Source organism: Streptomyces longispororuber (genome assembly GCF_014656095.1).
Classification (GTDB): domain Bacteria; phylum Actinomycetota; class Actinomycetes; order Streptomycetales; family Streptomycetaceae; genus Streptomyces; species Streptomyces longispororuber.
In genome coordinates this window covers 18,943-30,075 of record NZ_BNBT01000108.1, presented here as the reverse complement: position 1 = coordinate 30,075, position 11,133 = coordinate 18,943, and the positions used below count along the sequence as shown (strand labels likewise).

11 protein-coding genes are annotated in these 11,133 nt (G+C 71.0%); 5 read left to right on the top strand and 6 right to left on the bottom strand.

The annotated features are described in order from the left end of the window. Positions 1-181 precede the first annotated feature (181 nt). The 5 genes from IE330_RS39265 (at position 182) to IE330_RS26945 (ending at position 6,438) form a co-directional block, all read left to right on the top strand. Positions 182-394 carry a mycothiol transferase gene (locus tag IE330_RS39265; RefSeq protein WP_308439050.1) on the top strand — a complete coding sequence of 71 codons (213 nt, stop codon included), beginning with the start codon at positions 182-184 and terminating at the stop codon, positions 392-394. A 45-nt stretch (positions 395-439) separates the two neighbouring features. Continuing rightward, positions 440-625, top strand: coding sequence for a hypothetical protein (locus tag IE330_RS26960; RefSeq protein WP_190138728.1), 186 nt, complete (start codon positions 440-442; stop codon positions 623-625). A gap of 108 nt (positions 626-733) precedes the next feature. Continuing rightward, a complete protein-coding gene (locus IE330_RS26955) occupies positions 734-1,600 on the top strand; it encodes a hypothetical protein (RefSeq protein ID WP_190138727.1) in 867 nt (288 codons plus the stop codon). Positions 1,601-2,751: 1,151 nt separating this feature from the next. After that, positions 2,752-5,631 carry a non-ribosomal peptide synthetase gene (locus IE330_RS26950; protein ID WP_190138726.1) on the top strand — a complete coding sequence of 960 codons (2,880 nt, stop codon included), beginning with the start codon at positions 2,752-2,754 and terminating at the stop codon, positions 5,629-5,631. Between the two features lie 66 nt (positions 5,632-5,697). Continuing rightward, complete coding sequence (locus tag IE330_RS26945; protein WP_229925955.1) at positions 5,698-6,438, top strand: thioesterase II family protein; 741 nt, start codon at positions 5,698-5,700, stop codon at positions 6,436-6,438. Between the two features lie 198 nt (positions 6,439-6,636). Here the strand turns inward: IE330_RS26945 and IE330_RS26940 are convergent, their stop codons facing one another. The 6 genes from IE330_RS26940 to IE330_RS26915 all read right to left on the bottom strand — a co-directional run bounded on the left by IE330_RS26940 (position 6,637) and on the right by IE330_RS26915 (position 10,865). Then, positions 6,637-7,905 (bottom strand): 3-deoxy-7-phosphoheptulonate synthase, encoded by a 1,269-nt coding sequence (locus IE330_RS26940; protein ID WP_190138725.1) that lies wholly within the window; start codon positions 7,903-7,905, stop codon positions 6,637-6,639. Continuing rightward, positions 7,902-8,177, bottom strand: a complete 276-nt coding sequence (locus IE330_RS26935; protein ID WP_190138724.1) for a chorismate mutase family protein — start codon at positions 8,175-8,177, stop codon at positions 7,902-7,904. Before IE330_RS26935 ends, IE330_RS26940 begins: the two co-directional genes overlap by 4 nt. Before the next feature lie 61 nt (positions 8,178-8,238). Next, positions 8,239-9,210: a quinone oxidoreductase family protein gene (locus tag IE330_RS26930; protein ID WP_190138723.1), complete on the bottom strand. Its 972-nt coding sequence runs from the start codon at positions 9,208-9,210 to the stop codon at positions 8,239-8,241. Positions 9,211-9,236: 26 nt separating this feature from the next. Continuing rightward, positions 9,237-9,983: an RraA family protein gene (locus tag IE330_RS26925; RefSeq protein WP_190138722.1), complete on the bottom strand. Its 747-nt coding sequence runs from the start codon at positions 9,981-9,983 to the stop codon at positions 9,237-9,239. Next, positions 9,980-10,519, bottom strand: a complete 540-nt coding sequence (locus tag IE330_RS26920) for a bacilysin biosynthesis protein BacA (RefSeq protein WP_229925954.1) — start codon at positions 10,517-10,519, stop codon at positions 9,980-9,982. The genes IE330_RS26925 and IE330_RS26920 overlap by 4 nt, the downstream gene beginning before the upstream one ends. Positions 10,520-10,535: 16 nt before the next feature. Then, entirely contained in the window at positions 10,536-10,865 is a 330-nt protein-coding gene (locus tag IE330_RS26915) for a cupin domain-containing protein (RefSeq protein ID WP_190138720.1), read from the bottom strand. Positions 10,866-11,133: the final 268 nt, after the last annotated feature.

Below are 11,133 nucleotides of genomic sequence, written 5' to 3'. Positions count from 1 at the left end.
CCCCTCAACCACCCCAACTACCCCACCCACACCCACCACCACACCACCCCCTAACACCACACCACAACAAAAGCGCCGACCAGCACACGGGAAGCCCGCCCAGCCCCGCCAAGGTCGACGAACGCTCCCTGGTGTCGCCAGGAGATGCTGGACGGCCGGCTCACCTGGCACCGGCGAGACCCTGCTCGGCACTCGCACCGGGCTGACAGCCGCCCGGCTGGCACAGCCCGCTCTGCACCCCTCGGGCCTCACCCTGCTCGCGCTGGTCCGTCACATGGCCGAGGTGGGAAGGTCATGGTTCCGCGATCACCGGACAGGTCCCGCACTGCCAGAGCAGCACATGGAGTCGGTCCCAGACACGAGAGGCCTGGCGTCAGTGAAGAGAGGCGTATGACATGGCCAGTTGTGCCCTGTCACGCCCGAAGTGGCCGGGCCTACCGTGCCGCAGAGGTCGCAGGTGCGGACCACGGCCGTCTGGAGTCCGCTGCTGCTCACCGCGTACCACCGGCACACCGTACGCGTGCCCGGCGATCCGCACCGGGCTGGACCCTTTGGAGGCTGGGACGTCCGCATGGTGCAGGGCGGGATCGAGAAGCTCTGCCCGGGCTCCGGCGCGGGCGATTGAGCCGGGTCGGCCGCAGGGGGCGGAGCACGTATGACGGCACCGGAGTGGCGAGCCTTGCGGGAACGGCTCGACGCCGTTCCCGCGCCAGCCTTGTACGGCCGGTACACCGTGCTCCGGCCACGCCGTGACGACGGCAACGGGTGGCCGCCGCCGTACCCCGCCCGCCAGGACACCCGCTTCGCCCACCGGCCGCCGCACCGATGGCGGACGGAGACGGACGGCAGCCTGTTCCTCAGCGACGAGGAGACCGGGCCACGGCCCGAGCGGTCGGGGCCGGACTTCCCGGACGACGGCTTCCCCTGGGCCTTCGATCCCCATCCGTGCCGCTTGACGCACTGCGCGTACAGCCCCCTGCTCGCGGACGCCGAGCCCCTCGGGCCCGTTCGGCGCGTCCTGTACGGCGATCGCGAAGGCGCGGCGGGGGTGTGGGAGGTCCCTCTCCGCCTGCACGGGCCGGTACCGGAGCTGCGGTTGGCCGTCGACCTCGCCGCGGGCATCGTCCTCGACGTGCGCACCCCGGACGGCCGTTACCGGGAACGGCTCGTCGACCTCCACTTCCGCGCCCTGCCCGAGGAACACTTCCGCTGGAGCGCGCAGGCCGAGGACCAGAAGCGACGCCAGGCCGCCCGCGCCGAGCGCCTCGCCCTGCACGGCCGTACACACCGGCTGCCGGTCCCCCGCTGGTGGCCCACCGCCCTCGGCGGCCACCCCGAGCTGTACGACGGCGACCCTGACACGGGTTTCCTCGTGGTGGACCTGGACGTCGAGTCCACCGCGGCGGACCCGCTGCGCAGTGCCCTCCTGGTACGCCGGCCGCTGGCAGACCCGCCGTACGAAGGCGGGCGCATGCGGGACCCCGGCCTCTTCGTCCACCACTGGCGGGACGAGTGGTGGCACTGGTACCTCGTCCTCGAAGGCCGCCCCCTGACTCCGCAAGAGCTGGGACGCACGGCCGACTCGCTCCGCGAGGGCTGAGCACTTCTGCCTTCAGTTCCGAGGTCAGGACTGCCAGCACCTCCGATGCCGACTGGCCTGCCGGAAGCGCTGTTTTCCTCACCACCAGCGAGACCCGAAAGAGGAATCCCGCGCCCCGGTCCGCAACTTCGCGAGGTCTGGGTGCACACTGCGGTCGTCCGGAGCCCTGGTACGGCCAATCTATGGGAATTCTTAGTTCCGGAACCCGGCCCGGAAACGGAGGATATCCTTCGGGTAACCGGTCACAATTCACGCCGTTATCGATCAGCGTCGGCTGGACGTCATGAGCGTCGGCTCGATGCGTTGTGCATCCGTTTTCGCGGGGGGTGAGGTACGGCAACGTCGATGCGTCGCTCGACCGGTCGCGATCACGGATTCGCGTACGGTCGTCAGAGGAGCAGTGAGGGCTCCGGCGCAGATGAGGTCGCCGCAGAGAGCTTGCTCCACCTTGTTGCCTTCGGGGGCCCCAGGACGCCCTGTGGGCATCCGCACGCGCGCCTTCGGCATGCGGCGTCGGCCGTGCGGACGGGCGGGCGGGTCGCAAAGGGGCCCCTTGATCGCGAAATGGTCCGCGATCAAGAAATGCGAACAGTGCGTACGGGAGCCCCTGACTGTGGCACGGGTCCGCAGGGGCTTCACGTCACCAGTCGAGTTCTCGCGTCTGTCCCGTCAACCGGACGCTTCCCCGTCAACCGGCGACGGCGTTTCGGGGCGTCGTCGGCGGCCTGTTCACTATCGTGGGCGACGGGGCATTGGATAACTTCAGCACGGCGACACGAAGCCGCTCCGATAAAGCGACGGGCTCACGGAAGTCGTGTGCATGATTGCCACGTTCCATTCTTTCCGGGCCCGTGCGCACGGTCACGGCAGCGCGCTCGCAGCGGGTTCCTGCCTGACTCTCCTCGCCGGAGGAGCGCCCGTACAGGCTGGATCCGCGGCGCCTCGCGACGCGTTCCGCCGGAGCTGGTCGAGTCGTGGTGAGCCGAGTGCGGCGAGCCGAGACGCGGCGGGGCGAGGCGGCACAGGGCGAGGCGAGGCGAGTCGCACGTGTCCTCATCAAGAGTCGGAAGCCGTGGGATCCACGGGCCGGGCCGCCCCAGCGCCACGCGTCGGGCTTGTCGCGGGCAAGGTACGCGAAGGGAAACAGTGATATGTCCGAGGGCCTACGCAGATCCGATGCGTCAGTACACAACGACGGCGTCGACAGCAGCAGCGGCACCGTCGGCGTCGACGACATCGGCGTCATCGGCGACATCCGCAACATCGGCGAGAGCGACAGCAGCGGCATCAACAGCAGCGACAGCAGCGATGCCGTCGACAGCGGCGGTGTCGCCGACGGCAGCGGTAGCGGTTCGCCCGGCCGCGGGCCGTACGGTGCCGACGCCTACAGGAGGACCAAGGTGCGCGACCGGCTCACCGAGGCCCACCTCGCCGACCAACAGCGCTACTGGCTCGCCCAGCTCGACGACCTTCCGGTGTTGCGGCTTCCGGTGGACCGGCCGCGGCCGGCGGAGTCGGGCACGGCGCGCAGCCGGGTCGACTTCCGCGTGCCGGCGGAGGTCGTCGACAGGATGAACGACCTGGCGGGTGAAGTCGGCGGGACGCCGTTCACCGTCCTGCTCGCCGCGTCCCAGGCGCTCTTCTCCCGTTACGGCAGGCAGCAGGACATTCCCCTGGCCACCCTGACCACCGGCCGGGCGCTCGACCGGCCGGACGGCCGCTTCGCCAACGCGGTCGTGCTGCGGGCGACGATCCAGCCGGACGCCCCGTTCATCCGGCTGGTCGAGCAGAACGTCCGCCTCGTCGAAGACGCGGTGGCCAACGGTGACCTGCCGTTCTCCGGGCTCGCGGACGCCCTGGCGCCCGAGGGCGCCGACGGGGGGTCTCCCCCGGCACAGGTGCTGGTCGTCCTGCGCGGTGACGACGCGCCCGAGGCGCCCGAGGCGCCCCAGTCGTTCGACCTCGCCATCGACTGCCGGTCGGCAGCCGGTACGGGCGAGCTCGTCGGGACCTTCGCCTACGACCCGGAGTTGTTCGAGGAGGCCACCGTACGGCGTCTGGTCGGGCACTTCATGGTGCTGCTGTCCGCCGCCGCGCAGGAGCCGGGGAAGCCCGTGGGTGACCTGCCCCTGCTGGACGAGGAGCAGCGGCACACCCTCCTCGACGAGTGGGGTGACAACCCGGTGCGGGCGCGGACGTGGCCGTGCGTGCACGAACTGGTCGGCGAACGCGCCCGGTCGACGCCCGACGCCATCGCGGTCGTCTCGGCCACGGGCACGAGCACGGACACGCGCACAGGCACGGCCACGGACACGGCCACAGGCCCAGGCACAGGCACAGGCACAGGCACGATGACGTACGGGCAGTTGGACATCGCCGCCAACCAGCTCGCCCACCTGCTGGTGTCCCGGGGCGTGCGGCGGGGCGACGTCGTCGGCGTCTGCCTGCCGCGCGGCCCGAGGCTGGTCACGGCGCTGCTCGCCGTCCTCCGCGCCGGCTGCCTCTATCTGCCGCTGGACCCCCGCTATCCGGTCGACCGGCTGGGCTACATGCTCGACGACGCCGACGTGTCGGTGTGCGTCACCGAGAGCGCGCTGGTCGGGACGTTGCGCGCGGCGACCGGCGCCGACTTCGTCGCGGTGGACGAAGAGCAGCGGAACCTGGCCGTCCAGCCGTCCGAACCACCCGCCGTCCCGGTCTCCGCGCGTGACGGGGCGTACGTCATCTACACCTCGGGGTCGACCGGCAGGCCCAAGGGGACCGTGGTGGAACACCGCTCGGTCACGAGGCTGCTCCGCGACGCCGACTACATCCCGCTGCGGCCCGACGACGTCGTGGCCCAGGGTGCCGACGCGACGTTCGACGCGGCGACCTTCGAGATCTGGGCGCCGCTGGCCGCGGGCGCCCGCATGGTGGTCATCGACAAGGACACGATGCTCGACCCGATGGCGCTGACGCAGGCGCTGACGCGGTACGACATCAGCACGCTCGTGCTCACGACGGCGGTGTTCAACCAGGTGGTCGCCGCGCGGCCCGACGCGTTCAAGACGCTGCGGCACCTGCTCTTCGGCGGTGAGGCGGTCAACCCGGACCGGGTGGCGCAGGCCTTGGCGGCCGGTCCCCCGCAGCGCCTGATCCACTGCTACGGCCCCACCGAGACGACCGCCTTCGCCACCTGGCACCTGGCGGAGCGGATCGGTGAGCACGGCACGGTACCCATCGGCCGTCCGGTCGTGAACACGAGCGTGTACGTGCTCGACGAGCGGCTGCACCCGGTGCCCGCCGGGGTGGTCGGCGAGCTGTTCATCGGCGGGCCCGGGGTGGCGCGCGGCTACCTGGCCCGTCCCGACCTCACCGCGGAGCGCTTCCTGCCCGACGTCCTCGGCGCGGCCCCGGGGGACCGCATGTACCGCACCGGCGACCTGGTGCGGTGGTCGGCCGAGGGCGCCCTGGAGTACGTCGGGCGGATCGACCGCCAGGTCAAGGTCCGCGGCTTCCGCATCGAGCCGAACGAGATCGAGCTGGTGCTCCAGCAGCACCCGGACGTCGAGTCGGCGGTGGTGGTCGTGCGCGCCGAGGGCGAGCACAAGCGCCTCGTCGGCTACGTCCGCCCCGAGCCGGGGCGGCGGCCCGAGCCGGCCGCGCTGCGGGACTTCGTCGGGGACCGGCTCCCCGAGTTCATGGTGCCCGCGGCGGTGGCGCTGCTCGACGCGTTCCCGCTCACCCCGAGCGGCAAGGTCGACCGGGCCGCGCTGCCGGACGTGGAACGCGTCTTCGACGCCGAGGACTACGTGGCGCCCCGCACGGACGACGAGCGTGTGCTCGCCGAGGTCTGGGCCGAGGTGCTCGACATCGACCGGGTCGGCATCACCGACAACTTCTACGAGATCGGTGGCGACTCCGTCCTCGGCATCATGGTCGTCGCCAAGGCCCGGGCGGCCGGTGTGTCGGTCTCGGCCAAGGACCTGTTCCGGCTGCAGACCATCGCGGCGCTGAGCGCCGAGGCGGCGGACACCGCGTCCGTCCGCTGATCCCGCTGGTACACCTTCGTGGAGGGCAATGTGCGCACCGTAAGACCAGGCCTCAAGGGGCGTCTGGTGCCCGAGAACCGCAGCCTGTGGCGTGCCCGGCGGCCGGAGGCGCGGCACCGGATCGTCTGCTTCCCCCATGCGGGCGGCGGCGCCAACGCGTACGCGAGCTGGGCGCGGCGGCTGCCGGAGGAGATCGAGCTGGCGGCCGTGCAGCTACCGGGGAGGCAGAACCGGCTCGCCGAGGGCCCGGCCGTGGACGTCGGCCGGCTCGTGCAGGAGATCGTCGCCGACCTGCGCCCCGTGCTCACCGGGCCGTTCTCCTTCTTCGGGCACTCGTGCGGGTCACTGCTGGCCTTCGAGGTGGCGAGGGCGCTGCAGTTGCGGGGCGGCCCCCGTCCTGACCGGCTGTTCGTGTCCGCCCAGTCCACGCCCGAAGTGATCTGGGCCGGGCCCAAGTTGCACGACCTGCCGGAGCGGGAGTTCCACGCCGCGGTGCTCAGCCTCGGGGGGTTCGACGAGGAAGTGAGCGCGGACCAGGAGGTCATGGACGCGCTGGTGCCGGTCGTGCTCGCCGACTTCCAGCTCTGGGAGCGCCACCGCGTCACCACGGCTCCCGCGTTGGAGAGCCCGATCACCGCGCTCGTCGGGCAGTCCGACTGGCGGGCCCCGCTGGAGACCGTGAAGGGGTGGAGCGAGTACACCTCGGCGGCGTTCACGACCGAGTTGTTCCCCGGCGGTCACTTCTATCTGAACGAGGAGGGCAACGACGTCCCGGGGTTCGTGGGCCGGACCCTGCTGGAGGCGTAGCACCACCGCGGAACGACGAGGACGCTGCACGGGCCATCCGCCCGTGCAGCGTCCTTTTTCCCTGGGTATCGCGGAGCCTCATTGGGTATCGCTGGGCACCTGGAAGTGCTGAGGGGTGCCCGCGTGCCGCCCGGAGGCTGAGCCGAGCCAGGCGTACCGCGCGGAGGCTCAGCCGACCGTGGCGTGCCGCCCCAAGGCTCAGCCGAGCGTGGTGGCGGCCCGCGAGAGCCCTCCGCTGCGGACGCCCGGCCTCAGCAGCGGTGCGGTCAGCCGGGCCAGCTCCAGCGCCTGGTCACCGTTGAGGCGCGGGTCGCAGGCCGACTCGTACCTCCGGGCCAGGTCCCGTTCGCGCACGGGGCCGTGTTCGTCGGTGCATTCGGTCACGTCGCGGCTGGTCAGCTCCAGGTGCAGGCCGCCCGGGTGCGTGCCAAGTGCCCGGTGGACCTCGATGAACCCGCGCACCTCCGCCCAGATCGTCTCGAAGCGGCGGGTCTTGATGCCGTCCGCGGTCGTGCGGGTGTTGCCGTGCATGGGGTCGCACACCCAGACCGCCGGGGAGCCCCGGTCGAGCACCTCGTCGACGAGCGGGGGCAGCAGGTCGTGCACCGCGTTCGCGCCGAGGCGGGCGATGAACGTCAGCCGGCCCGGCTCGCGGTGCGGGTCGAGCAGTTCGACCAGTTCCGCGATGTCCGCGCGGGTCGTGGTCGGTCCGATCTTCACCGCGACGGGGTTGCGTATGCCGGCCATCAGGGCCACGTGCGGCCCGTCGGGCTGTCGCGTCCGCTCGCCGATCCAGAGCAGGTGCCCGGAGAGGCCGTAGGACCGCCCGGAGGACGGGTCGTTCCGGGTGAGGGCGGTCTCGTACGGCAACAGGAGCGCTTCGTGGCTGGTGAAGAAGTCGCCACCGAGGTCGGCGAAGAGCGCCCGGCCCCTGGTGCGGAGCCGCCGGATGTCGGACAGCACGCGGTTCGCGGCCCGGTACGCGGCCAGCAGGCGCCCCGGGTCCGGGGTCCGGGCCTCGGTGTCGAAGCGCAGGTCGTTCACCGCGTCGCCCCGGTAGACGGGCAGGGCGCGGTCGCCCCTGGTCTCGGCGCCCGACGAGCGCGGCTTCGCGTACTGCCCGGCGATCCTGCCGACGGTGAGGCACGGCAGCCCGGACCCGGAGCGCAGCACCGAGGCCATGTCCGCGAGACAGCGCAGCTTGTTCCGTGTCGGCTCGATCAGCGGCGACGCGAACAGCTCCGCGCAGTCGCCGCCCTGGAGCAGGAAGGCCTCACCCCGGGCCACGTCGGCCAGGCGCAGCCGCAGCGCGTCGCACTCGTCCGGCTGCACCAGTGCGGGCAGGCCGTCCAGCGTGCTCACCACGTCGGCCAGTCGGCCCGGGTCGGGCCAGTACGGCTGCTGGTGTTCGACGGGTGTGAGCAGGACGTCGGCACCGCTCGGGGCGGTGTTCGCCACGGCTGTCATGATCGGCAGGCCCGCAGGACGGCGGCCGCGACGTCGTCGCCGCTGTCCCCGAAGTGGGAGCGGTACACCCGCGCGATGTCGTCCTCGCGGCCGGGATCGATCTGCGGCCCGTCCGCCCGCAGGCGGGTCCGCTGGATGCGCTGGGACACCGCGCGGCGCATCCGCAGCAGTCTGATGATGCCGAGGTCCAGGTCGTCGATGTCGGTTCGTGCCTGTCCGATGGACAGGTGGATGTCCAGTTCTGTGAACGCTTCGGTTTGTGGTTCCAACACGCCTTGCTCCCCCTCGTGTGGTGCGGTGGCCATGGGTGGTACGGGTTGTTCGGTGCCGAAGTCAGGGTGTGAGCAGCAGCTTTCCGATGGTGCGGCGCTGCTGGAGGTCCGCCTGTGCCGTACGGGCGTCGGCCAGCGGGTAGATCCGTCCGATGTGGACGTCGACGTTGTCCCGGAGGATCCAGGAGAACACCGCGGTGCCGCGCGTCCGCAGCTCGTCGCGGGTCGGTATGAAGTCCGGGAGGTAGGGGCGGGTCAGCTTGATCGAGCCGCGTACGCCGGTGCTCAGGTCGAGGGGCGGTATCTTGCCGCTGGACTGTCCGTAGAGGACGAAGGAGCCTCGTGGGCGCAGCGAGGCGACACTTCCCTCGAAGGTCGTCCGGCCGACCGCGTCGTAGACGACGTCCACGCCGTCGCCGCCGGTGAGCCGCGCGACCTCGGTGGCGAAGTCGACCTCGGTGTAGCGGATGACCTCGTCCGCCCCGGCCCGTCGTGCCGCTTCCTCCTTCGCCGCGGTGGACACGGTCCCGATGACGCGGACACCATGGGTCCGCAGCACCTGGGTGAGGAGCAGCCCGACACCACCGGCCGCGGCGTGGACCAGGGCCGTCTCCCCCGGGCGTACGGGGTGGCTGTCCTGGGTGAGCACATGTGCCGTGAGCCCTTGCAGCAGCACCGCCGCGGCCTGTTCGGCGCTCACTCCGTCGGGCACCCGGACCACGCGGTCGGCGGGCAGGGCCACTTGTTCGGCGTAGGCGCCGGGCGCCGGTACGTCGGCCGTGGCCACCAGGTCGCCGACCTCGATGCCGGTGACCTGGTGGCCGACGGCGGCCACGGTGCCCGCCAGCTCGCGTCCGGGGACGTACGGCAGTTCGCGTGGGTACAGGCCGCTCCGTTCGTAGGTTTCGTGGTAGTTGACACCGATGGCGGCGACGTCGACGAGGACGTCGCCGGGCCCCACGGCCGGGGTGGCCCACTCGGTGGGTGTGAGTACCTCAGGACCGCCGTGTCGGTGTACCGCGACCGCGCGCATGGCGGCCTCCTTCCCGGGTGTGGGGACTAGATGGTGCCGACCTCGTCGATGAGGTCGGGGAGTCGTTCGCCGGCCCTGATGCGGCGCAGGACGTCGCGTTCGGTGCGTCCGGTGGCCCCGGCCGCGGTCAGCACCTCGCGCAGCCGTGCCGCGGGGACCACCACCGTGCCGTTGCCGTCGGAGAACACCCAGTCGCCGGTGTGCACGGGCACGTGGTCGACCAGGCAGGTGTCGCCGGCCGACTCGACGCGGTACGCGCCCTGGGTGTCGGTGGGGACGAAGTTGCTCGCGACGACCGGACGGGTGCTCTGCTCGACGACGTCCCGGTCGCGGATGGCGCCGCCCAGCACGAGCCCCTCGAACCGCAGTTGTTCGAGCAGATAGGTCGTGGAGAGCCCGCCCGCGAGCGCGGCGTCGGTGACCAGCGGGCCGGAGCCCGCGACGTAGACCATCCCCTGCCCGTCGACGACCTGGGGCACGAGGAAGTCGCGGACCTCTCGCCAGGTGCTCGGGGAGGCGGCGACGATGCTCGGGCCCTTGCGCACCGGGACCCAGCTCACGGTGTACGCGGCGCCGAAGAACATCCCGCCGTGGGCCGACACGCGGTGCAGCCGCGCGTCCAGTACGCGGTTGGTGACGCCCAGCGCGTCGAGCACGTCCGCGAGCGTCGGTGTCGAGATGTCGTGCTCCCGCACCGCTGTCGCGACCAGGTCGTACGTCTCCTCGAGCGGTGCCCCGGTGCCGGCCCGCCGGACGTCGGTGCCCGCGGTCACAGCGTGGTCCCGTGGGGCACGTGGATGCTGAAGCCCATGTGCACCGGGCCGAAGTCCTCGATGAGCTTCAGGTCGTTCGCCTCGGCGGCGACATCGGTCGTGATGCACGCGTCGGCCCCGCCGGCGGCGCACTCCACCGCCGCGGCGGCGTTGCTCGTCACGAGCCGGATGTCGTAGCCGCGGTCCTCGATGAGGCCGACGGGCGCGGGGTGGCTCAGCACTTTCCGTACCGGAATTCGATCACGTCCGGCGAGCACCATGTGGTGGGTCGGCATCATGAAGCATTCGTGCAACGACATCGACTTGAGGTTCCGGAAGACGATCTCGTTCAGCTTCGGATAGACGACGCAGCCGAGCAGCACGCTGTCGTGCGGGTCGGCCATAACACCGTCGACCGCGCTTTCGAGCGTGTCGTAGAGAACGACGCCGCCCTGCTTGTAGTTGCGCTGTTGCAGGTAGTGATGTGCGGCCGCTTCGCAGTTCGTTCCTGTCGGCCCCAACGTGTGGACCTTGAGGTTGCGGTCGTTGCTGGACACGGGTGTTCCCTTCATTTCAGAGCCGGTAATCCTCGCGTACCGGGTGGAAGACATCGATTCCCCGGGCGGCGGTCCGCGCGTGTGCCGCGTGTTCGACGCCGGAGGGGATGACCACCGATTCGCCCGCACCGAGCACGACGACCTCGCCGTCGACCGTGACCTCGAACGTGCCCTCGAGGCAGTGCACGATCTGCTCGTGCGGGTGCTGGTGGGACGGCACGTCGCCGCCTTGATCGAATTCCCACAGCGTGATCGTCATCGTGTCGCCGTGGACGAACTCGACGCGCGCTTTCGGGAACATATCGGTGATCACCGATGTGCCCGAACGGTGTTTCCTCGCTGCCATTTCCATACTCCCGTAGTCGGTGAGCTGCGGTAAAAGCGAATGGGCAGGCGCAGTGCGCCAAGATACGGATCAGAGAATTCCGCCCTGCGCACCCCGATGTGGATTGAGAAATTCCGTTCGGATGCGCCCTCCGCCTCCCCGCGGATTCATCAGCAGAGCGTACCGTCGAATGTCCCGGCAACAGGACGTCCGGCAAGCTCCGCACGGCCAACAGTGGACCATTGGAAGCCGCGGCATGCACTTCTTGACAGTCCGCGCACCCGGGCAG